Origin of the sequence: Afipia sp. GAS231 (assembly GCF_900103365.1) — a bacterium.
GTDB lineage: Bacteria > Pseudomonadota > Alphaproteobacteria > Rhizobiales > Xanthobacteraceae > Bradyrhizobium.
In genome coordinates this window covers 841,816-868,108 of the sequence record NZ_LT629703.1, presented here as the reverse complement: position 1 = coordinate 868,108, position 26,293 = coordinate 841,816, and the positions used below count along the sequence as shown (strand labels likewise).

Below are 26,293 nucleotides of genomic sequence, written 5' to 3'. Positions count from 1 at the left end.
GCCTGTCAGGGTTGGGGGGATCTATCGACGAGTCTCGTTGGCGGAGGCGGCACGCTGCAGATAATTGACCACGGCAAATTCGGACGCCGGATCCTTTATTGCATTGGACTTGAGTAGGGCCGCGTATTCCGTCGTGGCGTCCCAATAGTCCCAGTCAGCCAGTTGCTGCGCCACGAACCCGGCCATTCGTGGGCGCTCCTTGATGAAAGCCCGATACGCCTGGATCACGCGTTCGCGGGACACCGTGCGGTTCGCGTTGCCGTGAACGTTAAGCGCAAGCAGGGCCGCCTCGATTTCCGGCATCGTCCGGCTGCGATCGGCAAAATACATTGCCTCGACCCAGCCAACCTGAGATGGCCCGCGCAATTCGAGGTCGGCGCCAATCATCGACGCGAGGTTCGTGGTGCTGTGCGAATTCCACGCCGCTTCGAGTTGCTGCTCGAGCCGCGCGGCATCGTCCGGGCCGCCGACGAAGCCAAGCAGGAGAGCATAGGCGGCATGGCGTGAGGCGAGTTTTGGATCGTCCAGCCAGCTCCCAACCGTTGCTGCATCGATCCGCGATCTCGCAACGTCCATGACCGTATATGGGGCGCGTGCCAGCTCACCCCATGCGATCTGGGCAGCCAGCGGATCGGGGTTTTCGAGGTAGGACAGAACGAGTGCAACACGTTGCCGCCAGCCGGCGTAGCTGAGCGTGGATGACGTCTGCATGTTCGACGGCCAGGTAGGCCGTGGACGGTCGCCTTTGACGAAAGCGGTCGCAACCAGTTGCCGAAGCCAATCCGCATATTCAGCCCGGATGGTGCCGAGACTGGTCCATTGCAAAGCAAACGGGTCACGAACGAGCAGGCATGGATCAGAGCCCGGTGCCATTGCCTCGCCGAGGCCCGTCGGCGGGTCCGCGATGACATCGCCGACGGCATCCTTGCCCTTCACGACCTCGACAATCCGGAATCGAGTCGCGCCCGCGAAAGGCACGGCCAGCACCGCGCGATCTGCCATATCCAGGCGCTGGCCGATGGTCACCATTTGGCGAGCAGCTTCATAGCAGAGCTGGCATGCCACTGCGGCCGCGGCAGAGATCAGGAGGAAGAAGGCGGCCAGCGTACACTTCAGCCGCCTCGGAGCGGGAGACCGCGGCAGTCGAATCAACATCGATGCCTCCTCAGCGCAGCTCGGGCTTACCCGGCAACGGATTGAGTTCGGGCACTGCCGGGATGATCTCGTAATTCGAGTAGCCGAACTCGTTGCTGCGGGCGCCGTAATACTTGTCTCCCAGTTTGTAGGCAGTGACTTCGATCGGCGTGCCGGCGATCACGGTGACGATCTTGCCGTTGTTGACGTAATAGGGCGAGGGCGTGCCAAGATAGCTAGCCCCCGCCGGATCGCCGACGGCGCTTGGCTGGACAACGCCACGGCCGGCGTGATCGATCAGGCTCTGACCCTGATTTTGGTCGAGTTTTGACGTCACGTACGTCGGATCGATCGGCGTAAGCGTTTGCGTCGCATTGGCCGTCCCTGACGCGCTATAGGTGATCTTGAACTTCGTGCCGGTGACGTTGTTCTGCAGCCATGGGGACTTGTCGACGATCAGCGCCTTCAACTGAGCATCGTTGAGCGCGACTGCCCCCTGCTTCATGAGATCGTCGACGGTGGGACCAGCCTTGGCGATTTTCCGCGCCTCGGCGGTCGGGCTGTACCAGATTGGGGAACTCCACGCCCGCTCCTGGACGGTTGCCGCCACCACGTCGGGCGGTGCGATGCCGAGTTTCGCGGCCTGGATCGTCGTCCAGCGCGGCGTCGGAACCTCGAGCACACGCGCATAGTAGAACGCCGGAACGCCCGGATCGAACTCAGGATCGGTCCACACGGTCTTCAGTTCGACGGCGCCGCTGCTATTCGTGTAGGTGGCTTTTTCGACATCGACCGTGCTTGCGATCGGCGGCACGCGACCTGTCCACTTGTCGGGCTCTCGGTCGCCTCCCCAGGCGACGTCGAAGACCTTCTCGAAGCTTTGACCGCTCTTGGTCCAGCCCTTGATGATCTGGATGCGGTCGAGATTGCCGGAGGTGGGATCCTTGACCGCCCACACCGCGAATGACGGTGTCTTGTCGCCCGCGGGCATCGGGGTCAAATCTCCGCCCATCGGCGCGCCCTGTGCGTAGGCAGCCTTGACCCAATCGCGGTCCTTGATCCAGTCCGGCGTGAACTTCCAGAATTGCCGCCGCTGCTCAGCCGATGCAGTCTCGGCATAATTCCAGCCACCAAAGAATCGGACCTTGATGTGCGGGCCGCTAACCGCGAAGGTCTCCTTGCGCTTCATGGCGTTGAAGATCGACTCGCGGGTGTTCTCCTCCGCCCACACGCCCGTAAGCCCGGCGGGGCCTTCTTTGCGCACATCGAGGCCGGCGAACAGATGTCCCGACATGCGCGTCTCGATGGTTGCGTCGGCGATACCGTGGGCCCCGAAGAAGTTGTCCTGACGATAAGGCACCCCGGTGTCGTGCGAGTCGGAGGCGGCGCCGAAGCCGAACCTGTACGGATTGAAACCCTTGGTGTCCTCGAGCGCAAGCCCATCCTTGAGTGCCTGGCGGGCATAGCTGCCGATGACATGCGGAATGCGGCCGGCCGGATCGCCGAGCAGATAAGTAAGGACCTCGAAGTTGGCGAATTCGTCATTGGGCGAGAGCAGAGGATGGGTTTCCGATTGCCCCTTGATCTGCTTGATCTCGATCAGAGGTTCATTGCGCATCCGGGATTCAGCGTAGGTCTTGTCGATCGGTCGCCCCTTTAGGTCGACGTCGGTTGGATACATACGTCCATCCGACAGGTTGGCGTTATGCGAGATTGCGAGAAGTTCGTTGCCCGCCTTGCGCTGTCCGTCCATCCAGGTCCAGAGGTCGGTCGGATCAGGCGACTCGAGCGAACTATACGGTATCGCCGGCACATGGGCGCAATCCCTGAAGAAGACATTGCGGTGGAGGTTCATGTTGTTCGGCATGGATGTCCACTCATAGCTGCAGAAGGCTGTGAACTTGCCGGGTTCATTGGCCTTGTCCGCGAGTTGGACGTTCTGTTCCCAGACCGTGTGCGCGATCTCGGGACTCGCGAGCGCCTTGACCGGCGCACCACCGAGCAAATTGGCGCCGTAGAGGTAGACTCTTTGAACCTCTTCTGGGCTGTTGTTCTTGAGGATCAGCGGCGCCGCGGCTGGCAACTTGCTAATTGGCGAACTGGGATCATTGGCCAACTTCATCACGCCGACATATTCGGAGTGATCGGTGACGCCCGCGAAGTCGAGCGGCGTCTCGATCTTGATGTCGTAGCCGAGCGGATGCTTGATCGTCTCGCCCTTGAAATATTTGTAGGCATCGCCGGGATCCGTCACCCGATTGCCGAACAGCCAGGCATCGAGCGACCAGCTGGTGTGGACGTGCAACTCGCCGAAATACGCATCGCGGAGAGGGTTGCCCTGGGCGAACACGGACGAAACAACAAGGCAGACAAGTCCGGCTCCCAATGCGGTCGTTGCGAGACAGCGTTGCTTAGACGTCCGTTTCATCGTCGACTCCCGTTTTTGATTGTTTTCGCTCAGTCACGCTCCGCAATTTCAAAACTGTCTCGTCACCGCCTGCGGCTTGCGTGGCATCGGTTGCAAGCTTCCGGCGATCAACGATGAGTATAGCGCGAATTTCCGCGTTGGCCGATGAAGAAAGAATGGCGCGGAGCACCATAGGCCCTTCGCCCTCCGCTAACCCATTGGTGCGCAGCGATTTTTGGCCGATCATCGTTGATCGGCCGTCTTGCGCGATGTTGCCCTAAAGTGCAGGCGGGCCTGCCTGAGCCGCAGGGCGCCTCATCACCTTGAGCGCCGAAGTTAATGTCTTGGCACTCTTCAGACGTGACGCCTGGGACCAACGAAATTGGCTCGTGGGGTAAAGCTCACTTAGATATTGATATTTGCGTACGCTAAGGTTCGAAAATGACCGCCCAGGGCCGGCAAGACAGTAGAACGGGGCTAATTGAAACAGACGTATATCTTGGCGGGCCTCGGTCCCGTTCAAAGAATATACATTCGCTTGGCGACAGAAAGTGCGCTGCTGCAGCCGCTGCGATCACCTTTGGCGTCGAGCCGTTTAGCGCGGGCCATTGTTGCGGAGAATTTTTCCTGCAGGCGCTTTTGGGCTCGTTTTAAAGACTCGGGTGTTGGCTGGCGATCCAGTTGTGCGCCAACCGACTGCGGCGCGGTCAACCCTGCATTCGGATTCCCCGCGGACTGGCGTATGGCTGCTTCGAATTGAGCAATGTCTTGGCTGCAGGGACCGGCCTGGGCGACGGTCGTGCATAGGCAAAGAACCGCGCAGATGAGTGGAGCCGCCGTTTCTCGAAATTTTGTCATCCGAGTTCGCCCTATTTCACTTGGTCACGATCCGCCGCGTCGGCGTCACCGTGCTGGTCGGCGCCATCGGCGAAATCGAGAATGTCAGCCACGTGTTCCATCCCGCCGGCCGGTTGGCGGCGTCGAACTCACCATATCCCTTCAGATTGACGTACCCCTGCATGTCGCCAACCGGAAACAGGAATCCAATCTCATATGAGCCGCATTAGTTCGTACAGCCGATGCTTGCCTGATGGGCACGACCTCTTACGAAAAAAGCCCCGGCAATGCCGGGGCTTGGAGGCTCTCCTGGAGACGAGAGGGGAGAATCTTAGTATTTCGCGACCAACGGTCCGTCCCAGTGGAATTTGTAGTTGATGCCGACCAGAGCGGTTTGCACGTGAGGCCTGACGTTGAGGACCTCGGCTTGCCCGCCTGCCGGCGTCGTGAACTGATGCGCGAAGTCGTCTTCCGTGAACATGTAGTTGTATTCTGCGAATACCGACCAGTTTGGCGCAAACATCCACTCAAGACCGCCGCCGACGGTGATCGCGGGTTGCCAGAAGCCGCCGGTCTCCACCAGTGCGCCGGCCGGAGAAAATACCTGGTTGCTGCTTCGCAGGAAGGCAACGCCAAGCTTGCCATAACCGAGCAGCGACGGGGTAAACAGATAGCCGATCCTGCCGGTCCCGGTCGTGATGGACTGGAGATTGTTCGTTTCCGAGAAGGTCGGGAAGTCCGTCAAAGCGTGACGGCCTCTGATGTTACCGAAGTCGAACTGACCCTGCACGCCAAACACCAGATTGCCGGTCTGGAAGTCGCAGCCCGCCTGGCCGCCGCCGATGAAGCTACTATCCTTCTCGCGGCCGTAGTCGGCAGGCGCCGGCGCACCGGTGACGTCCAATTGCCGCACCGTATCCATTCGATTCCAGCCGCCGCCGACGTTGCCGCCGATGTAACATCCGGTCCAGGGCGTGGCGATGACCGGTGCGACGACCGGCCGCGCCTTGATCGCCATATCCGCAGCCGAGGCGCCGCTGGTTGCACCGGTTGCCAACAAGATGCCAGCAGCAAAAGCCAATTTCATTTGTCGACGCATCTAATCCCCCTGCGTGGCCGTGGCCATCAACCATTCATGATCCTGCAACAAAGCTAGATTGAATATTCGATGTGTGCGACTGCGAACTGCGCGACACCGACTGTTCAAATCCGTTTTTCGTTGGCGCGTTGCGCAGCCGCGGCATCAAAACCGCTTCAGAAAAATATATAAAGAATAGTCTTGCTGAATTGAGCGCCAAAGCGCCCATACGATGTGCGTTTCACAGGACGAACGCTAACCCGTTGCCGCCGACGAGTCGCATCCTCGTCATCCAAAAATCGGGTAACGGACACGTCGTGCGTCTTCGCATTTTTCGAATCGGGCTCCACCACGGCCATCCAACACGCAGTATGCAAACGAAAAGCCCGCCCGAATCTGGATTTCGGGCGGGCCCACTCGGAGTAAAACACGAAGCCTTGCTCAAGGGCGCCGCACGAAGATGCTAGCACCGGAATTCGGCAGTGCACTACAAATTAAATTTCGACGGTTGGTGCGGCTTGATGGCGGGCTCTGATTCTGGCTGTGACGTTTAGCTCGGATCGCGCGTCTTCCAAGTATATAAAACATAGACAGCGATCACCGCCGCCACGATGATCATCCAGTTCTGGATTTCAAAGCCAAAGACGGTGAAATGCTCGACAAGGAATTGCGCCACGCTCGCCCCCATTATTTGTGCAGAATAGGGGGTCTGACGAAAAAAATATATTATATTTATATTCTAACTGGATGAGAAATGCAGGCTAGGGGCCTTGAACGGGGCCTTTTCTTGCGAGCATTCGCGATGGCGTCCCGTGGAAAACGTCAAGTCAGCTTGCCGGCAATAGCCTTCGCTCAACGAAATTTCGAATCACTCACGTCCTGGAGCGCGGGGCTCAACGATAACAGCTTGTCGAACTCGCTCGGATGGTAACGGATGCCATCGGGGCCGATGATGAAGACTTGCCAACCCTCTTCGACAAGCGCCTGACCTTTGGCGATCGCAACGACGACGCCCAACCGCACCGTGGTGGTAACATTATCGCCTCTCGACGCGTGCACAATGAAGGTCACGGCGGCACCTCACTTGCGCAATGCCCGGTGTCGCGATCTAGCAATTTCCGTTCCAGCGACGGGATTAGACTGCGCAAGTGATACGGGATCCAGCGACAGCCCGTTCAAGAACTCTTCCAGCGCATCCCTTCCTGCCAGCATGGCGCTGCGCTGGGAAGTGAAGCCGGATTCCCGCAGCTTGACCCCCATGGGGCGCCTTTTGCGACGTATCTCCCAGTACCATCCCCGCTTATTTTCTGTCGGGGCAACGACGACGTAGAATGATCTGCGTGGTGAAGGACGGAGCATGATCAATCCATCTGCTGATGATCTTGGATCTCGATTCGCGGGACGCGCGGGAGCGGCCATTGCGGCGGTAGAGTTGAGTAGTGGAGCGGCAACTGACGTCACCAGATGCGGTATGACGGCTACTCTACCGAGTTGGTTTCGAGCCGGGGCTGCAAGCGATAGCCGACACCCGATTCGGTGATGAGCAGGCGTGGGTCATTGGGATCGGTTTCGATTTTTTGCCGTAGCTTGCGCACCAGGATGCGCAAGTACTGGATATTCTCGCGCTGATTGCCGCTCCATATCTCCTTGAGTAACTGGTCGTGCGTCACCACGAGGCCGACATGCGTCGCGAGGATGTGGAGCAGACGATATTCCTTTCGCGTCAACCTGATCTGGTTCTTGTTGAGCGAAACGGTTCGACCGACCAGGTCGATCGACAACGGGCCGGCCACGACGACTGGATTTTCGGTCGCGGTCTTGAAATATCGCCGCAAGGCGGCCTCGCTCCGTGCGAGCAGTTCGGCCATGCCGAATGGCTTGACCACATAGTCGTCGGCTCCCGCCTGTAGCAGTCGGACCTTTTCTTCCTCGTTGGATACGACCGATAGAATGATGACGGGCACGTTCGACCACGATCGAAGCCGTTCGAGAACTTCCGTACCGTGCAGATCGGGTAACGCCAGATCGAGAATGATGAGATCCGGTGAATTGAACGTAGCTGCTTTCAATCCGTCCGTGCCGTTCTCGGCTTCGAGTACGTAGAAGCCATGAATTTCGAAGCCAGCGCGAAGAAACCGCCTGATTTTCGGTTCGTCTTCGATCAGGAGAACGACGTTGCTTGGCTTATTCATCGCTAAGGGCCGCCAGCTCGGAAGACGTCATCGGGGTGCCGGGCAGGGTGATTGAGGCCGTTGTTCCCAATCCCTGGCCGCGGCTGGATATGTCGACGGCACCGCCGTTCGCTTTGACAAAGGTAGATGCGATCCAAAAACCCAGGCCGGATCCCGGGATCATTGCCTGGTGGCGTGGGCTTCGGAACGACCTGCGGCCCAATTGCAGCTGCTCATCCGGCGTTATCCCGACGCCTTGATCAGAGATCGACAGGATCGCGCGTCCTTGCTCGCCGCGTGCCCGGATCGAAATAGTTGAACCGGAGGGAGAGTATTTGGCGGCATTTTCCAGCAGCTGGCCGCAGGCTTCCTCGATCAGGGCAGAATCCACCCGGACCAGCGGAAGCTCATCGGTGAATTCGATCGATAGGCTGTGCGCCGCCAGGCGCCTGGCCCTTCGCTTGACCGCTGCGTTGACGATGTCCCGTGGATCCGCCCATTCGAGATTCGGGCTGACCCCGCCCGCTGTCACCCGGGTTGCATTCAGGAGGTTATGAATGAAGCCATCGAGGTCTGCGGCTTCGTCGGATATCGCTCCGACCAGTGAAAGGATTCGACCGTTTTCGCGAACTGCGGACATCGAATCAAGCACGCTCGCCGAACCCCGAATAGCCGCCAAAGGCGTGCACAATTCGTGAGATAACGTCCCGTGAAACGCATCTCTCAATAGCTGCGCCTGCAGGTGCAGCCTGGCGTCCTCGATAGCTTGTTCGATATCGAGGCGATGAAATGTCAAAGACACTTCTTCAAGAACAGCTCGCGAGCTTTTCGTCCTGAGATCGATAGCCTTGGCTGGGCCGCTTCCGATATTGACGGCAACGAGGCCGTGAACGGCGGTATCCGATGAGATCGGCTCCAGCAGCCACACATGCTGTGTCGGCTCGTCGGTCACGATAGCGGCGGACATCCCGCGCACCGCGGTCATGGAGGCGATCTGCACTTGCACGGCCTTCGGGACCGGACCGGATTCAGGCGGGTCAAAATGACCGTCGGCTCCGGCCGGGAAAAACGTGGCCCGTCGTCCCAGCGTTCGGGATAGATGTTTCTGAATCGCAGAGATCAGGTCCGATACGGTAAAGCAGGCTGCCAGCAGCCGCGAGAATTCATACAGATGCTGAATTTGGTTCTCTCGCCGGCGCAGCGCTTCCGTCTCGCGCCTTAGCCGTGAAGCCAGATTGCTGCTGACGAGTGCTACAATGAGAAACAGCAATAGATCGATGGCCTCTTGCGGATCCTCGACCCGAAAACTGTAGATGGGAGGGAAAAAGAAAAAATCCGCTTCCGCCATGCCGGCAATCGCCGTCAGGGTCGCAGACCAGATGCCCCATCGTGTGGCCGCGAAAATCACCGGGATCAGATAGGCGACCGGAACGAGGTTGGCCGCAACGGTGTAGTCAAGCGGGAGAAGGACAGCGGTGATCAGGCTGACGAACAAGATCGACAATAGCGGAGGGGCGACGATAGTTCGCCAGATTCGATGCGCAGCCACTTCTTCATCCAACCGGACGTCGTGCCTGTCGCTGCTTCCAACTGGCTTGGTTGCCATATTGGTGAGCCGTTGAGCCATTGTCAGATCAAAGTTCAAAGAGAGCGCTTTCGTAGAGATATTGGCATCGAATGATTATGCAGGGGATATGCCAACGCCCCGCAAGATCATGCCCCGGCAACATTGGTCGCGACGTAGAAATGCCAATTCGCACGCGCAATCGCTAACTGCGATGCCCGCGCAACGTTGTTCAACGTCTCAACTCAATGTCGCCCCGATACCACCAACTACCCAGCAGCCGCAGCATTCTTCAAATTCGCGTAGTAAATCTATGTCGTTCGCGGGCCCAAGAAATATAAAAGTAATATACATGCGCCACGGCGCATGCGTCGTCGTCGGCGCGCCAGCTAACGTTGTCGTCGGCAAAGTCAACATCCGGGCGTGTGACGCTGCTTGTCAGCGATAAAGCGAAGACTGAAATCGCTTCCGTATTTATACGGAGCAAGCGTCAGGCCGCTCAGACGGGCGATCTTGCCGCGGCATCGGGCAACCGCCCGTCCTGCGCGCGTTTGACCGCGTTGACATAGTTGAGCGCCTGCTTCTCGTCGGCAAGATCCGGCTTCGACGCTCGATACAGTTCTGTCTCACCGGACCGATGGCCGCTGGGAGGGGTGAGAGCCGCGATAGCGGCAAAGCTGACATATTTGGGCGGATACAGATAGAATTCCATCAGGGGCATATGCGGGCTACGGGCACTGCGCTTGAGAATCGCGTGGGCCATCAATCCGGCCTCCGGATGGATTGCGCTCCAGCCAGAGAAGTTGCTGGCCAATATCTCCAGCGCCAACAGCGTCGTCGCTATTCGCGCGAAGCCTTCATTGGCCTTCTTTGCACTTCTCGTGGTTGAAGCCTTTTTCAGGAGATGCCGAAACTCCTGGTTCGCTTCGATAAAGGGTCCCAGCCGGCTTTTCCATAAGATGTCCGGCAGGCAGCCATAGCCGTGGAGTTCATGGTAACTCTCGATCAGACTCCTGCATTGCGTCATCAGGTCGTTCGGCAGGAAACTGAAATCGAAATCTTCGGTCTTGCCGAAGAGAGCCGCCTCAACCCTATCGTTCGCTACCACTTCCATCGTCTCGCCTCGCGATGAGCGAAATGATTTGCTCAATGCGTCAGCATAACGAGTCGCGACATATATCTTCGACGCACAATTGCGGTCGCTTTCATAGAAAAAAAATAGCCAGTGCGCGTCCGATGTCGGCGCACGGCGGCCAGACGATCGCGCTGATCGCGCGTGCACGCGGGAAATGTAGCGGAAAAGACACATCGCGACACAAACTATTGCGCTGCGTCACGCGTTTTCTCCGAAATGTCACGGATTTCGCCGGGAGTTTGAGCAGCGCGATGAGCAATTGACGAATATGAATGCAAACATCGTCAAAGAAGCTGTTTGCGCTATTTTATCTTTATGAAACCGCGTGGAAAGCCGTATCGATTTTTTGCGGGCCCCAACGAAATATCGTTTCGAAGGTTAACGATGCGTCGCGATAGCGAGCGTCTCTAACTAAAACGTGGGGCAAGACTATGAAAAGAATTCTTCTGGCAGGGGTTTCGTTGGCGGCGTTCGGCCTGAGCAATGTGGCGCAGGCGGCAGATGCGGGGAAGGGACCTTGCCCGTACGGCGGCGATCCCTACAAGAACTATAACTGCCTCGACGCCTATCTCGGCAGCGACTTCTTGAGCCGCTTCATCAATTACTATCGGCTGGAATGGGGTCATGATGCCGCACCGGCAGATCCCAAGGCGCCTCCCGGGCGTCGCGCCTACTGGCCGGCAACACCGCAGAGCATCCCGCCATATCCCTTCACCGAGTGGCCCTACGGCGGCACCACGACGATCGGCGTCACCCGCCCCAGTTCGGTCGACAGCCCGCTGATGGTTGCCCTCGGCAACACCCCCGCCGGTTCGTGGATGAACGACAACCACATCCAGGTTTATGGCTGGCTCAATGCAGGCGGCAACTTCAGCACCAATACGGTGCGTGGCGGCAATTCGCCTGCGGCGTACAGCTACAATCCGAACACGGTCCAGCTCGACCAGGCCGTCCTCTATATCGAGCGGCTCCCGGATACGGTCCAGAAAGATCACATCGACTGGGGCTTCCGCCTCGCGCCGATCTACGGCGAAAACTATCGCTACACCACGGCCTACGGGCTCTGGAGTTATCAGCTCCTGAACCAGAACAAGAACAACGGCTACGACATGCCGATGGCCTACGGCGAGGTGTTCATTCCGCAGATCGCCGAAGGCCTGCTGGTGCGCTTCGGCCGTTACATCTCGATCCCGGATATCGAGGCCCAGCTTGCGCCGAACAACTACATGTACTCGCACTCGATGACGTACACCTTCGATAACTACACCAACACCGGTATCCAGAGCACGCTCGCTCTGGACAAAAATTGGATGGTTCAATTGGGTGTGTCGGTTGGCACCGAGGCGATGCCCTGGCACTACGGGGCGAAGATCGCAAATCCTTTCCCGAACCCGCTCTATCCCGGCACCACCATGCCGAAAGATCCGGGCGCCGTGCCTTCCGTCACCGGTGGCGTACGCTGGACCAGCGATAGCGGCAACGACAACGTTTACGTGGTTGCGGACGGCATCAACGGCGGCCAGTGGGGTTACAACAACCTGCAATGGTACGGGTTGACCTACTACCACAAGTTCAACGATCAGTGGCACGTCTCTTTCGAGACCTACAACCTGCACCAGAACAACGTTCTCAATGCGAACAATCCGAACGCCGTTGCGGCGTTTGCAGCGGGCGGCACGCCGTTCTCGCCGCAGGTGATGCCGTTCAACTCACCATTCTTCGCACAGTGCAGCAGCGCGACCGTTTTCTCCTGCAAAGCGGAAGTACAGACCTACCTGATGTATCTGAGCTACAAGGCGTCGCCGCTCGACAACATCTCCTATCGCGCGGAGTTCTACGACGACAAACAGGGCCAACGCACCGGAACCAAGACGCGCTACGTCGAGACAGGAATCGGTTGGCAGCACTGGTTCTCGCCGCAGATCGAGATCCGGCCTGAGGTGTCCTACTACAAGTCGCTGGACGGTTTTGCGTTTAACGGCAATGCGAACCTGGGCATTCCCAACAGCAGAAACTACGCCATCATCGGCTCGGCGGACATCATCATTCATTTCTGATGCGCGGAAAGGTCGCGGCGACTCGTGTCGCCAGGCGTTTGATCAGAACAATTCGACAGGGGCTAACAATGAAACGAATTCTTTTCACCACCGTCTCGCTTGGTGTGCTGGGCTTGATGTCGCCGGCGCTCGGCGCCGATCTGTCGCCTTATATCAAGGCGCCGGCAGCGGTTTCGCCAATGTATGACTGGTCCGGCTTCTATATCGGCGTGTTTGGTGGCGGCGGCTTCGGCAACCACAATCTCAACAACGCACTGGGGCCCGCCGGCTTTGCCAACTTCACGATCAACTACGACTCGACGGGGGCCATCGCCGGTGGCGAGGCCGGCTACAATGTGCAGAGCGGCAACATCGTGGTCGGCGTCGAAGGCGATGGTTTCTGGTCCGGCATCAAGGGCAGCGATCGCACGCAGTTCAACGCCGGAACTCTTCCGATTGGCTCATGGGACGCAACCAGCCTTCGGAATGGTGCGACGCTTCGGGCGCGCGGCGGCATTGCGGTCGATCGCTTGCTGCTGTTCTTCACCGGCGGCTGGGCCTACGGCAACTTTCAGCACATCAACACCGATCCTGTGCTCGGCATCGATCAGTTCAGCACGCACAGGAGCGGCTTGGCCGCGGGCGGAGGTATCGCCTATGCCGTTACCGACAACCTGATCGGAAAGTTCGAATACCGCTACTACGATTTCGGCAGGTATGTCCGGTCGGCACCGCTCAACGGACAGCTACCGTACACCGTCGACAATACCTACTCGGTCATCACTGTCGGCCTGGATTTCAAATTCGGGGGTCCGGTCGTCGCGAAGTTCTGACGGTTCGTGTGAGTGAACGAGCGTAGCGGAAATGCTGCGCTCTTCAGGAGAGGGGCGGCGATGATAACTTCGGTCTTGGTGCAAACGATCGGGCGCGCGCTTGCCGTTGCGGCGCTATGCAGTGTAGCGGCAGGATGCGCCGTTAATCTCGGAGCCACGCAATCCGAGCGACCCGACGGCAGCGGCGCGCTGCGATATTACGGGGGGCCGAAATCTCCGATGTGGTCAGGCCAATAGGTGCAAGCAGGTTTCCTTCGGAGTTCACGGTGACAAGCAAGATCAGCAGCATTGCACGGATGGGGTTCGCGGTCCTGGTCGGCTTGATTCTGGCGATCGGGGTCAATGGTGATGCTGTCGCGAAGACGGGCAAGCGTCATTGGCACGCCCGCGGGCATGCTCACAGCTATGCAGCCGGCGGCCACGAAAGAGTATCCGGAAAGCCCGTACAGCTCGTGACTCAGCGGCCAACCCGACTTGAGCCGATGCGTTACTACGGTGGTCCGAAATCTCCGATGTGGCGCGGCTCGGCCGAAAGCCAGGCGTCCGGAGGCCATGGAACTGTTTCCGGAAGGCCGGTGCAGTTTGTTTTGCGGCAACCGGCGTCGCTTGGACCGATGCGCTACTACGGCGGTCCGAAATCCCCGATGTGGCGCGGGCCGAGTTGAAAACGAGAAAGCCGGAAGCTGACCGGGATGTATTACCAACGCGAGAGAGGTCGCTTAAGTCAATGTGCGCGCTTCCAATATGAGTATGATTGCAAATTGGAATTTGCGACGGCTGGCTATTGTCCTCACGACGACGGCACTGCTCGGCGGCGCTGTCGTTGTTGCTGTGCGGACGTTTGTACCGCACGCCAAGTCGACTGAGGCGGCGCACCCTGCAAAAGTGGAGCTGCCTCGTTATGTTCCGACCGCAGCGGAGTGGGCGAGCCTGACGATCCAACCGGTATCGGAGCAGGCGTTTCGTGCCGAACGAATCACGGAAGGCAAGATCGCGGTCAACGAGGAAAGCTCGACGCCGATCTTTTCGCCCTATGCCGGCCGCGTGACGAAGCTGTTGGTCAAGCCGAGCGACATGGTCGAGCGCGGGCAGCCGCTGTTCGTCATCGAGGCCACCGATACTGTCCAGGGACTGAATGACTTCGTTGCGGCGTTGGGCGCCCTGAACACGGCGCGGTCCAAGCTCAATCTGGCGCAGATCGTCGAGAAGCGGGCCAACGACCTCTATGCCGGCAAGGCGGTGCCGCTGAAGGACTGGCAGCAGTCGCAGGCCGATCTGACGGCCGCGCAGAATGACCTGCGCTCGGCCGAAACGGCGCTGGAGGCCACGCATAACCGGTTGCGAATTCTCGGCCGTTCGGAAGACCAGATCTCCGCATTTCAGCAGACGCGGCAGATGAGCGCCGACACGCCGATCTACTCGCCGATCGGCGGCACGGTGATACAGCGTAAGGTCGGACCGGGCCAGTTCATCAGCAGCGGAGCGACCGACCCCGTCTTCATCGTCGGCGATCTCTCCACGGTGTGGTTGACCGCGTTCGTGCGGGAGTCCGAAGCGTCAGGCGTGGCTGTCGGTCAGGACATCCTGTTCTCGTTGCTCGCTCTGCCTGGCAGCCAATTCAAGGCTCGCGTCGATTATGTCGCCGCCGCCATCGACCCCGCGACCCGCCGGTTGCTGGTGCGGGCAACCATCGACAACAAGGACGGCCTGTTCAAGCCGGAGATGTTCGCCAACGTGACGATCTATGCCGGCGGAGATCATCCCTCGGTCGGCGTCCCGAAACAGGCGCTGATCTACGAAGGCGATCGTGTGCGCCTGTGGGTGGCGCATGACGACAAGTCGATTGAGCTCCGCCAAATCGAAACTGGACTGATCAACGGCGACCTGGTCGAGGTGCGGGCCAATCTTAAGGCCGGAGAAAAGATCGTCACCAGGGGCAGCCTGTTCATCGATCGGGCGGCCTCCGGCAGCTAATCGACTAAACGTTTCTCTCGCGAAAACCGGATCGAATGGACCGTCTCGTCGCCCTTGCTGTCAACCGCCGGTTCCTGATGGTCGGGTTGTTCGCCGCCGTGATCATCGGCGGGCTCGTTGCGTTCCAGCAGTTGAACATCGAAGCCTATCCCGACCCGACGCCACCGATGGTCGACATCGTGACCCAGAGCCCGGGCCTCTCGGCCGAGGAAATCGAGCGCTACATCACGATTCCGCTGGAAACCCAGGTTGCCGGCATCAAGAACATGAAAGTGATCCGGACGATTTCGCTCTACGGGCTGTCCGACGTCAAGCTGCAGTTCTCGTTTGACTATACGTACGATCAGGCGCTGCAGCAGGTGTTGAATCGGCTGTCGCAACTGGCGCCGCTGCCGAACAATGCTCAGCCGCAGATTTCTCCCTTAAGTCCGATCGGCGAAATTTACCGCTATCGGCTGGTGGGGCCGCCGAACTATTCGGTGCTCGACCTCAAGACGGTACAGGACTGGATCCTGCAACGCCGTTTCAAGGTTGTGCCCGGGGTTATCGACGTCACCGGCTGGGGCGGCAAGACGAAGACCTACGAGCTTCAGGTTGATTTTAACAAGCTGGTCGCCAACGGTCTGACGTTGCCGCAATTGCTGCAAGCCGTGAATAACGCCAACGTCAACGTCGGCGGCAACACCGTCAATATAGGCGCGCAATCCGCGGTCGTGCGCGGCGTCGGGCTGATCCGTTCAATAGATAACCTTGCCAACACCATGGTCACGTCGCCCAATGGAACGCCGGTTCTGGTTCGGGATGTCGCGACTGTCAGCGTGGGTGAGCAACCGCGGCTTGGAATTGCCGGCGAAAACCAGGACGACGATATCGTTCAGGGTATCGTGCTGATGCGACGAGGTGAGCAGAGTTCGCCGACGATCTCCCGTGTCGAAGCTCTCGTTGCCAGCATCAACAATTCCACCATTCTTCCGCCCGGGGTCCGGATCGAGCGGATCTACGACCGAAAGGACCTGATCGAAACCACCACACACACCGTGCTTGAGAATATGGTGGTCGGTATCGCGCTGATTGTGTTCTTGCAGTGGCTGTTCCTCGGTGACCTGCGTAGCGCTCTCATTGTCGGCGCGACGATTCCGTTCGCGCTGTTTTTCGCAGTTGGCATCCTCGTCTTGCGAGGGGAGTCCGCCAATCTGCTGTCGGTCGGTGCGATCGACTTCGGCTTGATCGTCGACGCTACCGTCATCATGGTCGAGGCGATATTCCGGCGGCTGTCGCATACCAACAAGCTCTCGGACAGCGAGCAGGCCGCGATCTCGGCCAAGACCGTCATGGCGATGAAGGAGCACGCGATCCTGAGTGCCGCGGTCGACGTCTCGCGGTCGATCTTCTTTGCCGCCGCCATCATCATCGCCGCGTTCCTGCCGCTATTCACCTTGAGCGGCGTCGAAGGCAATATCTTCGGCCCAATGGCCCGCACCTACGCTTATGCGCTGGCGGGTGGTCTATTGGCGACGTTCACGGTCACGCCGGCGCTGAGCGCCATCATTCTGCCCGCGCATGTCGAGGAGACCGAAACCCTGATCATGCGGTTTCTGCACCGCATCTACATGCCGGTGCTGGGACGCTCGCTCGCCCACCGCCGGATCGTGCTGGCGGGTGGGGCAGCGCTGGTCGTGATGACTATCGTTGCGGTACGTATGCTGGGTCTCGAATTCCTGCCGAAGCTCGAGGAAGGCAATCTCTGGATCCGGGCAACACTGCCGCCGACGATCTCGCTTCAGGAAGGCAATTCCTACGTTAACGAGATGCGCAGGATCATCGCCGAATTGCCCGAGGTGGAGGCGGTCGTTTCGCAGCATGGCCGTCCCGACGATGGCACCGACGCCGCAGGTTTTTTCAATGCAGAGTTTTTTGCACCGCTGAAGCCCGCCAAGCAATGGCCTGACGGGGAAGACAAGGACCAACTGACAAGCAAGCTGCTTGGCCGTTTGCAGGACAAGTTTCCCGGCGTCGAGTTCAACTTCTCGCAATACCTCCAGGACAACGTCTCGGAAGCCGTTTCGGGCGTGAAGGGAGAAAACTCGATCAAGCTGTACGGCAACGATCTGGAGGCGCTCACCGAGACTGCCAACAAGATCAAGGCGCAATTGGCGACGGTACAGGGGATTACCGACCTCGCGGTGTTCACCTCGCTCGGTCAGCCAACAATCCAGATTGACATCGACCGGGCGCGGGCGGCCCGGTATGGCCTGTCGCCGGGCGATATCAACACAACGATCAAGACGGCGATCGGAGGTGACAGCGCCGGCGACCTCTACGAGCCTGGGAGCGATCGCCATTTCCCTATTATCGTGCGCCTCGCGCCGCAGTACCGTAAAAGCGCTGAAGCCATCCAGAACTTGCGGATCGGCGCGCAGGGGCCAAACGGCGTTACGCAAGTTCCGCTCAGCGAGGTGGCGACGATCAAGCTGGTGTCGGGCGCGGCCTATATCTACCGCGAACAGCAGGAACGCTATCTCCCGATCAAATTCTCGGTGCGCGAACGCGATCTCGGCAGTGCCATCCAGGAAGCACAGGAAAAGGTCACAGCCAACGTGAAGCTGCCCGCGGGCTCGCGGATCGAATGGGTCGGCGAGTTCGGCAATCTGCAGGATGCCATCAAGCGACTGTCAATCGTGGTGCCGATCAGCCTGGTGCTGATCGCGATGTTGATCTGGTTCAACTTCGGGTCCGTCGTGGACACCATTCTCACCATGAGCGTGATCCCGATGGCGGTATTCGGCGGGATCCTTGGACTGTTGCTGACCGGCATTCCCTTCAGCGTATCCGCGGCCATCGGGTTCATCGCGCTGTTCGGCATCTCTGTCATGGACGGCATCATCATCATTTCGCAGTACAACCAGTTGATCGACGAGGGCATGGAGCGCGGCAGGGCAATTCTGCGCACTGGCGAGCTGCAGTTGCGGCCCGTGCTGATGACATGCGTCGTTGCGGGCATTGGCTTGCTGCCGGCGGCGGTATCGTCCGGGATTGGGTCGCAGGTTCAGAAGCCGCTGGCGGTCGTGGTGGTGGCCGGCATGATGCTGGCGCCTGTCGTCATTCTCATCACATTGCCGGCGTTGATTTCGATGTTCTCGCGTCGAACACGGCCGGGCCTGGCCGGTGAAGGCCATCTGGCGCCTGCGGAATGATGGTTGAGGTGAGTGGTGAGTAAGGTCGCGTCCGAACGCGCATCGGTGTTACAGAGGCGGGGGCTCCGGTTCGCCGGGCCGATGCTTTGCCTTGTAGCGCTCACCTACGGGGCTGCGGTCGCTTCCTGTGCCGCCGAAAGCCTGCCGGAGGCCTTGGTGAAGGCTTACCAGTCCAATCCGCAGCTCAACGCGGACCGGGCCCGGCAACGCGGCACCGACGAGAATGTGCCGCAGGCGCTGGCGGGTTACCGGCCGCAGATCGTGGCCAGCCTGAGCGCCGGGCTGCAGGCGGTTCGTAACTTGCTGCCTGACAATACGATGCAGAGCGACACGCTGCGTCCATGGACGATCGGCGTCACGGTCTCGCAGGTCCTGTTCAACGGCTTCAAGACCGCCAACAGCGTTCGCGTTGCGGAGTTTCAGGTGCAGTCCGGGCGCGAGGCGCTGCGGAATACCGGCCAGGGCGTGTTGTTGGACGCGGTGACGGCCTATATGAACGTGCTCGCCAACGAGGCGCTGGTCGAGGCGCAACGCACCAACGTCGCCGTGCTGCGCGAGATTCAGGCAACGACCAAAAAGCGCCTCGACGCCGGTGACGTCACGCCAACCGACACGGCGCAGGCCGAGGCCCGATTGAGCCGGGGACTGGCCGATCTGAACGCAGCGGAAGTCGTGCTGGCCATCAGCAAGGCGACCTATACCCAGGTGATTGGTGAAGCACCGATGCAGTTGGTTCCGGCGGCGCCGGTCGATCGACTGTCGCCACCGGCGCTGGCGGCTGCGAGCGAGACCGCCAACCACGAACATCCCGCGGTGCTCGGCGCCGGCTTCGATGTCGACGTCGCCACGACCACGATCAAGGTCGCGGAAAGCAGCCTGCTGCCGACGATCGCCGTACAGGCCAGTGCCAGCCGTTCCAAGCAATCGGACCAGACGCTCGGCACCTTCGGCACCGACCAGGCCTCGATCCTCGGCCAGATGAACATTCCCATATACGACGGCGGTACGGCGGCTTCGCAGACCCGGCAGGCCAAGGAAGTCGCGTCGCAGAGCCGCTTGGTGCTGGAGCAGGTCAGAAACCAGGCGAAAACGGCGGTAGTCAGCGCCTGGGTATCCAACGAGGGTACCAAGATCGCCCTTACGGCGGTGCAGTCCGAAGTGCGCGCGGCCGATATCGCGCTGCAGGGAGTCCGGCGTGAGGCGGCAGGCGGACAACGCACAACGATCGACGTCCTCAACGCGCAGCAGGATCTGACCGCGGCCCGGTCCAGGCTAATTCTGGCTCAGCGCGATCGGGTGATCGCCTCCTACACGCTGCTTAGCGCCGTCGGGCGACTTGACGTGCACACCCTCAATCTCAACACGGCGGATTATTTGCCGGAGGTTCATTACCACCAGGTACGGGATGCGTGGCACGGCGTTCGTACGCCGTCCGGGCAATGATCATAACGAGGTGCAACCCATGATCGGGCGAACCAAGGCAATGGCAGCGCTCGCCGTGGCCGCGATCCTTATTTCAGGGCTTGCGATTCCGGCGTATCCCCAGAGCATCCAGAACAGAAAAGTCGGCGGGCCATCAACGCCTCCCGTCGAAAAGCATCCGCCGGTGGACGAAAAGGCTTACAAAGCGGCGCTCGACCGCATACCTGTCCCTGACGTGAAATACGATCCGTGGGGCATCGCACGCCCGGCTGATTCAGGAACGAGCACAAGGAAATCGAACTGAGGCCGACAATTCGAGGGACGCCATGAGCGAACATATCATTGTCGATGACGAGGACGCGACCCGCACCATCACGATGCGGCGTCCGGAGAAGAAGAACACGCTGACGCAGGAGATGTACCTTGCGATGAGCGACGCGATCGACAACGCCCAATCCAATCCCGCGATCCGGTGCCTCATCCTGACCGGCCGTTCGGGGGTCTTCACGGCCGGCAATGACATTGGAGATTTTCTCCAGGCCGCGACGGCAGAACACGACGCTGGACGGCCAAGAAACGCCGTCATCTTTCTGCAGTCGCTGGTGAACAACAAGAAGCCGATCATCGCCGCCGTCGATGGCATCGCCATCGGCATCGGCACCACCATGGTGTTCCACTGCGACTACGTGATCGCGAGCACGACAACGACGTTCTCATCGCCCTTTATCCAGTATGGCCTGGTTCCGGACGGAGCTACCAGTCTGTTGGTGCCGCAGATGGTGGGCCATCAGCGCGCCTTCTCCATGCTGATCATGGGACGGCCGATGACCGCCGAAGACGCCCGGCAAGCCGGCCTGGTCAACACGATCGTCTCGCCCGGCCATGCCGTCGTCGAGGCCCGGAAGGTGGCGCGCGAGATTTGCGCGCTGCCGGCGGATGCAGTCGCAATCTCGCGCAAGCTGTTAAAATTGCCGACCGAGGATCTGGTCCGTCGCATCGGCCAGGAAGATCATTTCTTCGGCGAGCGGATGCGCTCGCCGGAAGCCATTGCCGCGTTCCAGAAATTTTTCTTGCGGAAGAAGAAATGATCGCGGGCTGACCAAGGTGTTTACCGCATTGCGGCATGCTCGCCGAAGGTCTCCTGCCATATTTTTCGCCGCTGCTCCTGCTTGCTGATCTTTCGAGCATCGGACGATTGATTCTTGCCCTTCTTGAAAAAGGGGATCAGCTTCATCGGCAGGGACAACAAGACGGCGGACAGAGTCGTCGATAGGAAACGTCTAAAACCGAGATCAAGGCCTGTTCCGTTTGAGTTGTCTCGAACCAAATGGAGGCTGGAATGCATAGAGCAACCATCACGGTATCATTGGCGGTCCTTGGCGCGGCTTTGCTGGTATCCACCCACGCTGAGGCCGGGGCATCAGCCAGCGCACCATCGAAATACGGCCATTCGAGCCAAGTGGCTTCTGTGTCTCAGTCGCAGACCGTTCGACAGGTGCGCAGGCCCGACGTCGGGATCACGGAATATTCCTCGTCGGCGAGAACTGCGTCGCCCGGGCGTGCCTATCGCTAGTTCGCCCCGGTTCTGCCGCTGCTCTGTGCGTTCGTTGACCGAAGTCCTGCGCCGACGGCGACGACTGCGTGACTTGGTGCGTCGCTCTTGTCCGCGTGGCGTGGCGGATTGGCGTTGGTCACCCACGCGCGAACGCTCGGCAGGACTTCGGGCAGGATGCCGTTAACTTCTTCTTTGGTCATGCCAGCGCGAACGCGCGGGTCGTACAGAATATTGAGCAGATGCTGGTCATAAACGTCGAAGAAGCCCATCTGGACGTCGTCGTTGAACATGGTCCAGGGGACTGAGCGGTCGTCATTGATGGCGCCCAGCGCCTGCAGTAATTCCTCATACGCGCAATCGTAGAAGGTGAATTCACCGGCATCGACCGGGAGGATCACCTCGGCCCGGCGGATCCGATAGTGCTTGTCCTTGCCGATGCCTGAAAGACATTGCGGATTGAGCGATTGCTGGATTCGCGCCGCCGCGCCGTTTCCGTATCGCGCGCGAATCGTCCGGTTGATGTCATGGTCGGCGACGAGCATCACGAAGAAATTGGCCGCCTGGCGGTCGTTCGTGACCGCTACGTCAAGATAGTTCACGTGAGCGCGAATGTCGGCGATGATCGCGGCGAGTTCCGGACGGCGGTCCGGCAACCCTCGGCTGACCACGAATATCCTGATCGGCTCGTCGAACTTTCGCACGCGCTGCGCCGGCTTGCCCAACTGCAATTCGGCGTTCAGGGCGATCTTGAAAAACCCGTCCTTGATCTCGTCATCGCTGAAGTCGCGGTGCTCGGCGGCGCGCCGGCTGCTGATATCTGGATTTTCCGCATTCGCAGGACTGCTACCGATTCCGGCAAGTGTTATCGCGATCGCGGCGAGGGCGATTGCGATGCGGTTAGCGTCAGCGCAGTTTCCCATTTTTCAGTGAAACCTGTCGCGCGGTCGTTCCGCCGGACCCTGCGGTCCTTTCGGCGCGGCCGCAGCCCTGATTTCATCGCCGGTGACACGACAGTCGCTGTTCCTGTCGAACCGCAGAATGAACGCGTTCGGCTTGTCGACGAACTCTTTGCGCGTGATCTTGCCATCCTGGTTTTCGTCGAAATAGCCGAAGTCCGCGTCTGCCAGCGTGGCGTCGGCCTTCTGAACGGTGGCGAACTCGGCAGGGTCGAGCTTTCCGTCGCGGTTGCGGTCTGCCGACGTAAAAAGCCGGTCGGCAAAACTCTTCCATTCCTCGCAGGTGTAGACGCCGTCGCGGTTGGCGTCCCAGGTCGGCGGGCCGTTCTTGAGCAGGCCGTCCTGCTCCTGCGGTGGCGCGGATTGGGCAAGGGCGGGATCCTTAGCAGAAAGAATCAACGCCGCTGCGAGAGCGATCCCGTAAACCCGTTTTCTGCACGACAAATCGCTCTCCTGTTCCGGACCCGCGGTGAGGTCGTTCCAACGGAAAGCGGATGATTGTGCGAGGACGCCATAGGAAATCGATAGCAATTGGCGACGATTTAAATAGCAACAACATAGCCTTGGAGATCGGTCGTGCCGCACATTGGAACATTGATGCGACGCTTGGCGCGTTCGTGTTCGGTGGACTGGTGCTGGTCTCGACCGCATTCGATCACGACCTCGTAGAGATCGATGACGCGACGAGCTGCATCATGGTCCAGCTACTGACGACCCTCGAAAAAAGGATGACCGACCTTTCATGGTCGATCTCGGCCGTCAGCTCGGGCTCGACCCCAGAGGGCCTTGTGCACGATCCGCTTGGGCTGGGTTTTACGGATCGGCGGCGTCAGCCTTCGGCGCGGCACGGCAGCAATCGTCTTGTCGAACCCGTGGTCGACCCTGCCGGCACAGCCAACTCCAAGCCACGGAACCGAGATTCAAACGAAAGCGCGGTGATTCGTTCCAGCCCCACGGGGGCAACAATCAGCGCTGGTGGACGGTTCGGACAAAACCAAATCCCAGAGAAGATTCAACTCCGGCTTTTGGAGCGGTTTGTCCGAATGGCCATTGAAAGCCTTGATTATTCGACACCCTTCCAAGCTGAATACGAGGGTTCGATTCCCTTCACCCGCTCCAAAAGCGCTTTCAATGACTTAGCCAGGGATTTTAATTTCCGTCCTGGCGCCATTCTGACAATTTTGACATGTCGCGGCTGAAGGCTGACGCAAGTTCGCGAGTGTTTTCAGACACTACTTGAAGTGGCTCTCATTCACGATAAACGTCCGCGATAAGCTGACCCGTGATCGGCGTGGCGAAGCTGCCGATGTTCGCCGTCGGGCTTGTGATCTCCAAAACATCGGGTCGCGGTAACAGCGATCTGGTTCATCGGTTCAGACCTGCGTCGCCTAGCGGGGAGTTGCGCCTTGCTTACCGGCTCTGGGCGGTTCGAGCATGACTTCCTTTAAGCGATCATCGCTGGCGATGACGACGACGAAGTTGAGTTTGCCGTCCTGCTTCACCAGCCCTCCGGCAACAGCGCTTCCTGTTGCAGCTTTCTCGGCGATGCGTACGGCGTCCGACAGTTCCTGCTTGACGGACTTCAGGGCAACGATGTTGCTCAGATCCTCGCGGTCGAGCTCCCTCAGCGATGATGAAATTTCCTTTTCCGTGACGCTTCCGGTATCCGCATCTATGACATTTTCCCAGATTCGCTCATTTCCTACCGTCCGCACGCGATAACTGGCCGGACCAGATATCTCAAAGCTAACGTCCGTGGTCCTTGAACCGTCATGCAAACGTTCGGCGATCGCCACCGCCGTGCTGAGCGGTATTTTTATCGCGCGAAATTGCTCGAGCACGCGATGAATGGCTAACTCCTCGTCATCGCGCTGCGCAGCTACGCCCCGATTTGCGGCGTCCAACGGTGCATGGGTGACGTCGGCCATCGCGCCCGTAGCAGCAAGGGTGGCGGACCAAACGATAGTGGCTAACAATTTCTTCTTGGACATGAGGTGCATCCGGTAGCTCTCGGCCAAAAACTGACCGGTGGAGTTATTGATGTGTGGGCAATGCGCCATCCGCTGGCGCGCACCGTGCGCTATTCGGGCGGGTAAAGCTGGACGCCTCTGCGCGCCAGCTCCGCCTCGATGATGTTGAAGACACATTCGACGGGCAGGAGCCACACGTTGACCGAATAGATGATGCAATCGCGACTGAAAAGAAGGGCCGGGGTCATGGGGTGGCCCTCAGCTCGACTCGCCATCCGATCGGCATCGCCTCCGGGTCGACTAGCGCGTGCAGCCAAGCGAGCAAAGAAATCGCGATGGCCAGCAGCACGCTCAGGCTCACGAGGAACAGCGCCACCACCAGGTTCGCGGATGCGACGGCAAGCCCCGGCCATGGATTTTCACTTGCGAACAACAACAGGGTTGACATTTCAGAGCTCCAAAGTAAACTAAACCGTATAGTTCATATAAACCTTCGTCCGGGAATGTGTCAAGGGCGAGGGCTCACAGACGCCGGTTCGGCCGGAGGGATATCGGAGCATGACGCCGCACGTCCCATTCGGAACGCTGGTGCGTCAGCCGGAGAAAGGATTCGATATGTTCAAGTACAGATTGGTCGTCGTGCTGGCGGCCTTGTTCGCCAACGGGACGGTCCTTGCGGAGGAGAACCGCGGCACTGCCGAGCAGAGGGCCGCATGCGCGCCCGACGCCTTCCGGCTGTGCGCGAGCTACATCCCCGACGCCACGAGCGTGGAAGCCTGTCTCAGGCAAAGACAGTCAGAACTCGGCGATGCCTGCCGCGCCGTCTTCGAGCGCGCTGCGCCCACTGCTTCGGTCAGGACCATGGGATCGCCCCGGGTCGGCCGGGTCGCAAGAGATGAGGACTGATCACATGAACACGATGTATGCTCCCGCTTTCGCCGCGTTCGGAGGCTCGGCCTTCGGAGCGATCTCCACGATCGTGACCGGATGGGTGACCCGGCGCCGCAGGCTTCACCAGCGTCACTATGCCCGGTCGATTTCCAAGCGCGAGCGGCTCTATCGAAGCTTCATCGAGGAAGCTTCCCGAGTCTACGCCGACGCACTCGTCAGCGACAAATCCGAGATTCCGCAACTGGTCAATCTGTATGCGCTGATCGGGCGGATGAGAATCCTGTCCAGCGATCAAGTGGTTCTGGCCGCGGAGCGGGCAGGTCGCCTGATCATCGAAACCTACCTGTCGCCCAACCGCGAATTGGTCGATCTCCCTGAGTTCATGGAGGAAATGGATCCCTTGCGCGGTTTCGGGGAAGCCTGCCGGTCCGAATTGCATTCGACCCCATCTTGCTGAGGCCCCAAGCGATGCAGAAGCGGATACGCCAAGCCGGATCGCCGTGCATTCGTCGGCGGATCGTACAAACAGCGATCCGATTGCACCGCGAGATCGGCTTCAGGAAGACGACTGTCGCCGATATCGCCCGCGCAGCGTCGATGTCGCCCGCCAATGTCTACCGCTTCTTCCCTTCGAAGCAGGCGATCGAAGAGGCGGTGGTGGCGGAGCTGTTCGAGGAGATGTCCGTAGCGGCAACGCTTGCCTCTTGCAGCGGGCGGCTGGCGCTGCACCGTCTCAAAGCGACCTTAAAAGTCATCTCGCAGCTGCAAGAAAACCGGCTCGCGAACGACAGCAAGCGACACGAACTGGTCGTTGCGGCGGTACATGAGAACTGGGCGGTCGCGCTGTCTTACGCAGACCGGATCCGGGACACGGTGCGCGCGATCATCGCTGCGGGGCAGGCGAGTGGCGAGCTTCGACCGGGAAGCCCGACGGCGATGACCTGTTGTCTGCTTGAAGCAATGGATGGATATCTCGGTCCGTCGCGGATCAACACAGCGACCGTTAGACCCACGTTTGACCAGATGATGGATTTCTGCGCAGGCGCCCTGCGTCATGCTCCCTGCGGTCAGTCGATCGATCTGGCCGCCGACCTGCGTCCCAAAGCCGTGGCGCAAGGATAGCGAGCGGTGGCTGA

General features: G+C 59.7%; 28 protein-coding genes and 2 pseudogenes. 11 read left to right on the top strand and 19 right to left on the bottom strand.

Annotated features, from left to right (window positions below):
* Positions 1-21: 21 nt before the first annotated feature.
* From BLS26_RS04060 to BLS26_RS04020, 12 genes and pseudogenes are all read right to left on the bottom strand, one after another.
* Positions 22-1,155 carry a hypothetical protein gene (locus tag BLS26_RS04060; RefSeq protein ID WP_157676292.1) on the bottom strand — a complete coding sequence of 378 codons (1,134 nt, stop codon included), beginning with the start codon at positions 1,153-1,155 and terminating at the stop codon, positions 22-24.
* Positions 1,156-1,165: 10 nt separating this feature from the next.
* A complete protein-coding gene (locus BLS26_RS04055; RefSeq protein ID WP_092508658.1) occupies positions 1,166-3,562 on the bottom strand; it encodes a DUF3604 domain-containing protein in 2,397 nt (798 codons plus the stop codon).
* Positions 3,546-3,788 (bottom strand): hypothetical protein, encoded by a 243-nt coding sequence (locus BLS26_RS04050; protein WP_092508656.1) that lies wholly within the window; start codon positions 3,786-3,788, stop codon positions 3,546-3,548. The genes BLS26_RS04055 and BLS26_RS04050 overlap by 17 nt, the downstream gene beginning before the upstream one ends.
* A gap of 272 nt (positions 3,789-4,060) precedes the next feature.
* Positions 4,061-4,399, bottom strand: a complete 339-nt coding sequence (locus BLS26_RS35530) for a hypothetical protein (protein WP_157676291.1) — start codon at positions 4,397-4,399, stop codon at positions 4,061-4,063.
* A gap of 16 nt (positions 4,400-4,415) precedes the next feature.
* Positions 4,416-4,592, bottom strand: a pseudogene (locus BLS26_RS04045) (phenol degradation protein meta); the annotation flags it as partial.
* 117 nt (positions 4,593-4,709) lie between these two features.
* Complete coding sequence (locus BLS26_RS04040) at positions 4,710-5,477, bottom strand: outer membrane protein (protein WP_092508654.1); 768 nt, start codon at positions 5,475-5,477, stop codon at positions 4,710-4,712.
* Between the two features lie 529 nt (positions 5,478-6,006).
* On the bottom strand, positions 6,007-6,132 hold the full coding sequence (locus tag BLS26_RS37025; RefSeq protein ID WP_256385907.1) for a hypothetical protein: 126 nt from the start codon (positions 6,130-6,132) through the stop codon (positions 6,007-6,009).
* A 176-nt stretch (positions 6,133-6,308) separates the two neighbouring features.
* Entirely contained in the window at positions 6,309-6,527 is a 219-nt protein-coding gene (locus BLS26_RS04035; RefSeq protein WP_092508652.1) for a hypothetical protein, read from the bottom strand.
* Positions 6,528-6,536: 9 nt separating this feature from the next.
* Positions 6,537-6,716, bottom strand: coding sequence for a hypothetical protein (locus tag BLS26_RS35525; protein WP_157676289.1), 180 nt, complete (start codon positions 6,714-6,716; stop codon positions 6,537-6,539).
* A gap of 218 nt (positions 6,717-6,934) precedes the next feature.
* Positions 6,935-7,648 (bottom strand): response regulator, encoded by a 714-nt coding sequence (locus tag BLS26_RS04030; protein ID WP_092508650.1) that lies wholly within the window; start codon positions 7,646-7,648, stop codon positions 6,935-6,937.
* Positions 7,641-9,272: a DUF4118 domain-containing protein gene (locus tag BLS26_RS04025; RefSeq protein WP_092508648.1), complete on the bottom strand. Its 1,632-nt coding sequence runs from the start codon at positions 9,270-9,272 to the stop codon at positions 7,641-7,643. The genes BLS26_RS04030 and BLS26_RS04025 overlap by 8 nt, the downstream gene beginning before the upstream one ends.
* 418 nt (positions 9,273-9,690) lie before the next feature.
* A complete protein-coding gene (locus tag BLS26_RS04020) occupies positions 9,691-10,305 on the bottom strand; it encodes a hypothetical protein (RefSeq protein WP_092508646.1) in 615 nt (204 codons plus the stop codon).
* A 452-nt stretch (positions 10,306-10,757) separates the two neighbouring features.
* On the opposite strand from BLS26_RS04020, the gene BLS26_RS04015 reads away from it, so the two are divergent.
* The 8 genes from BLS26_RS04015 to BLS26_RS03985 all read left to right on the top strand — a co-directional run bounded on the left by BLS26_RS04015 (position 10,758) and on the right by BLS26_RS03985 (position 20,873).
* Positions 10,758-12,383 (top strand): outer membrane beta-barrel protein, encoded by a 1,626-nt coding sequence (locus BLS26_RS04015; RefSeq protein WP_092508644.1) that lies wholly within the window; start codon positions 10,758-10,760, stop codon positions 12,381-12,383.
* A 68-nt stretch (positions 12,384-12,451) separates the two neighbouring features.
* On the top strand, positions 12,452-13,195 hold the full coding sequence (locus BLS26_RS04010; RefSeq protein ID WP_157676288.1) for an outer membrane protein: 744 nt from the start codon (positions 12,452-12,454) through the stop codon (positions 13,193-13,195).
* A gap of 266 nt (positions 13,196-13,461) precedes the next feature.
* The gene (locus tag BLS26_RS35520; RefSeq protein ID WP_157676287.1) at positions 13,462-13,860 is read left to right on the top strand and encodes a hypothetical protein; all 399 of its coding nucleotides are present in this window, start codon (positions 13,462-13,464) and stop codon (positions 13,858-13,860) included.
* Positions 13,861-13,945: 85 nt separating this feature from the next.
* The gene (locus tag BLS26_RS04005; RefSeq protein WP_092508640.1) at positions 13,946-15,169 is read left to right on the top strand and encodes an efflux RND transporter periplasmic adaptor subunit; all 1,224 of its coding nucleotides are present in this window, start codon (positions 13,946-13,948) and stop codon (positions 15,167-15,169) included.
* A gap of 35 nt (positions 15,170-15,204) precedes the next feature.
* On the top strand, positions 15,205-18,363 hold the full coding sequence (locus BLS26_RS04000; protein ID WP_092508638.1) for an efflux RND transporter permease subunit: 3,159 nt from the start codon (positions 15,205-15,207) through the stop codon (positions 18,361-18,363).
* 81 nt (positions 18,364-18,444) lie between these two features.
* Entirely contained in the window at positions 18,445-19,806 is a 1,362-nt protein-coding gene (locus tag BLS26_RS03995) for a TolC family outer membrane protein (RefSeq protein WP_092508636.1), read from the top strand.
* A 19-nt stretch (positions 19,807-19,825) separates the two neighbouring features.
* The gene (locus BLS26_RS03990; RefSeq protein ID WP_244541834.1) at positions 19,826-20,089 is read left to right on the top strand and encodes a hypothetical protein; all 264 of its coding nucleotides are present in this window, start codon (positions 19,826-19,828) and stop codon (positions 20,087-20,089) included.
* A 22-nt stretch (positions 20,090-20,111) separates the two neighbouring features.
* Complete coding sequence (locus BLS26_RS03985; RefSeq protein ID WP_092508634.1) at positions 20,112-20,873, top strand: enoyl-CoA hydratase-related protein; 762 nt, start codon at positions 20,112-20,114, stop codon at positions 20,871-20,873.
* 20 nt (positions 20,874-20,893) lie between these two features.
* Here BLS26_RS03985 and BLS26_RS35515 read toward each other — a convergent pair whose 3' ends face one another.
* The 7 genes and pseudogenes from BLS26_RS35515 to BLS26_RS03965 form a co-directional block, all read right to left on the bottom strand.
* Positions 20,894-21,130 carry a hypothetical protein gene (locus BLS26_RS35515; protein ID WP_157676286.1) on the bottom strand — a complete coding sequence of 79 codons (237 nt, stop codon included), beginning with the start codon at positions 21,128-21,130 and terminating at the stop codon, positions 20,894-20,896.
* A 224-nt stretch (positions 21,131-21,354) separates the two neighbouring features.
* Positions 21,355-22,062: a DUF2927 domain-containing protein gene (locus tag BLS26_RS03980; protein WP_244541833.1), complete on the bottom strand. Its 708-nt coding sequence runs from the start codon at positions 22,060-22,062 to the stop codon at positions 21,355-21,357.
* A 201-nt stretch (positions 22,063-22,263) separates the two neighbouring features.
* Positions 22,264-22,695, bottom strand: coding sequence for an EF-hand domain-containing protein (locus BLS26_RS36220; RefSeq protein ID WP_172804537.1), 432 nt, complete (start codon positions 22,693-22,695; stop codon positions 22,264-22,266).
* Positions 22,696-23,000: 305 nt separating this feature from the next.
* A pseudogene (locus tag BLS26_RS37140) lies at positions 23,001-23,186 on the bottom strand (DNA ligase); the annotation flags it as partial.
* Between the two features lie 498 nt (positions 23,187-23,684).
* On the bottom strand, positions 23,685-24,287 hold the full coding sequence (locus tag BLS26_RS03970) for a PepSY domain-containing protein (protein WP_092517586.1): 603 nt from the start codon (positions 24,285-24,287) through the stop codon (positions 23,685-23,687).
* Positions 24,288-24,376: 89 nt separating this feature from the next.
* Complete coding sequence (locus BLS26_RS36215; RefSeq protein ID WP_168212974.1) at positions 24,377-24,514, bottom strand: hypothetical protein; 138 nt, start codon at positions 24,512-24,514, stop codon at positions 24,377-24,379.
* Positions 24,511-24,714, bottom strand: coding sequence for a hypothetical protein (locus tag BLS26_RS03965; protein ID WP_092508628.1), 204 nt, complete (start codon positions 24,712-24,714; stop codon positions 24,511-24,513). The genes BLS26_RS36215 and BLS26_RS03965 overlap by 4 nt, the downstream gene beginning before the upstream one ends.
* A gap of 110 nt (positions 24,715-24,824) precedes the next feature.
* Here BLS26_RS03965 and BLS26_RS03960 point away from each other — a divergent pair, with 110 nt between their 5' ends.
* Genes BLS26_RS03960 through BLS26_RS03950 form a run of 3 tightly spaced genes read left to right on the top strand, consistent with a single transcriptional unit; the run spans position 24,825 to position 26,279 of the window.
* Complete coding sequence (locus BLS26_RS03960; protein ID WP_244541832.1) at positions 24,825-25,172, top strand: hypothetical protein; 348 nt, start codon at positions 24,825-24,827, stop codon at positions 25,170-25,172.
* Between the two features lie 4 nt (positions 25,173-25,176).
* On the top strand, positions 25,177-25,614 hold the full coding sequence (locus BLS26_RS03955; RefSeq protein WP_244541831.1) for a hypothetical protein: 438 nt from the start codon (positions 25,177-25,179) through the stop codon (positions 25,612-25,614).
* An 11-nt stretch (positions 25,615-25,625) separates the two neighbouring features.
* Positions 25,626-26,279 (top strand): TetR/AcrR family transcriptional regulator, encoded by a 654-nt coding sequence (locus BLS26_RS03950; protein WP_092508626.1) that lies wholly within the window; start codon positions 25,626-25,628, stop codon positions 26,277-26,279.
* The last annotated feature ends 14 nt before the right edge of the window (positions 26,280-26,293 follow it).

Bases quoted from the DNA above. Each gene is read 5' to 3' on its own strand.
- BLS26_RS04060 (WP_157676292.1), bottom strand. From the start codon at position 1,155: ATGTTGATTCGACTGCCGCGGTCTCCCGCTCCGAGGCGGCTGAAGTGT.
- BLS26_RS04055 (WP_092508658.1), bottom strand. From the start codon at position 3,562: ATGAAACGGACGTCTAAGCAACGCTGTCTCGCAACGACCGCATTGGGA.
- BLS26_RS04050 (WP_092508656.1), bottom strand. From the start codon at position 3,788: ATGATCGGCCAAAAATCGCTGCGCACCAATGGGTTAGCGGAGGGCGAA.
- BLS26_RS35530 (WP_157676291.1), bottom strand. From the start codon at position 4,399: ATGACAAAATTTCGAGAAACGGCGGCTCCACTCATCTGCGCGGTTCTT.
- BLS26_RS04040 (WP_092508654.1), bottom strand. From the start codon at position 5,477: ATGCGTCGACAAATGAAATTGGCTTTTGCTGCTGGCATCTTGTTGGCA.
- BLS26_RS35525 (WP_157676289.1), bottom strand. From the start codon at position 6,716: ATGGGGGTCAAGCTGCGGGAATCCGGCTTCACTTCCCAGCGCAGCGCC.
- BLS26_RS04030 (WP_092508650.1), bottom strand. From the start codon at position 7,648: ATGAATAAGCCAAGCAACGTCGTTCTCCTGATCGAAGACGAACCGAAA.
- BLS26_RS04020 (WP_092508646.1), bottom strand. From the start codon at position 10,305: ATGGAAGTGGTAGCGAACGATAGGGTTGAGGCGGCTCTCTTCGGCAAG.
- BLS26_RS04015 (WP_092508644.1), top strand. From the start codon at position 10,758: ATGAAAAGAATTCTTCTGGCAGGGGTTTCGTTGGCGGCGTTCGGCCTG.
- BLS26_RS04010 (WP_157676288.1), top strand. From the start codon at position 12,452: ATGAAACGAATTCTTTTCACCACCGTCTCGCTTGGTGTGCTGGGCTTG.
- BLS26_RS04005 (WP_092508640.1), top strand. From the start codon at position 13,946: ATGATTGCAAATTGGAATTTGCGACGGCTGGCTATTGTCCTCACGACG.
- BLS26_RS04000 (WP_092508638.1), top strand. From the start codon at position 15,205: ATGGACCGTCTCGTCGCCCTTGCTGTCAACCGCCGGTTCCTGATGGTC.
- BLS26_RS03995 (WP_092508636.1), top strand. From the start codon at position 18,445: ATGCTTTGCCTTGTAGCGCTCACCTACGGGGCTGCGGTCGCTTCCTGT.
- BLS26_RS03990 (WP_244541834.1), top strand. From the start codon at position 19,826: ATGATCGGGCGAACCAAGGCAATGGCAGCGCTCGCCGTGGCCGCGATC.
- BLS26_RS03985 (WP_092508634.1), top strand. From the start codon at position 20,112: ATGAGCGAACATATCATTGTCGATGACGAGGACGCGACCCGCACCATC.
- BLS26_RS35515 (WP_157676286.1), bottom strand. From the start codon at position 21,130: ATGCATTCCAGCCTCCATTTGGTTCGAGACAACTCAAACGGAACAGGC.
- BLS26_RS03970 (WP_092517586.1), bottom strand. From the start codon at position 24,287: ATGTCCAAGAAGAAATTGTTAGCCACTATCGTTTGGTCCGCCACCCTT.
- BLS26_RS36215 (WP_168212974.1), bottom strand. From the start codon at position 24,514: ATGACCCCGGCCCTTCTTTTCAGTCGCGATTGCATCATCTATTCGGTC.
- BLS26_RS03965 (WP_092508628.1), bottom strand. From the start codon at position 24,714: ATGTCAACCCTGTTGTTGTTCGCAAGTGAAAATCCATGGCCGGGGCTT.
- BLS26_RS03960 (WP_244541832.1), top strand. From the start codon at position 24,825: ATGACGCCGCACGTCCCATTCGGAACGCTGGTGCGTCAGCCGGAGAAA.
- BLS26_RS03955 (WP_244541831.1), top strand. From the start codon at position 25,177: ATGAACACGATGTATGCTCCCGCTTTCGCCGCGTTCGGAGGCTCGGCC.
- BLS26_RS03950 (WP_092508626.1), top strand. From the start codon at position 25,626: ATGCAGAAGCGGATACGCCAAGCCGGATCGCCGTGCATTCGTCGGCGG.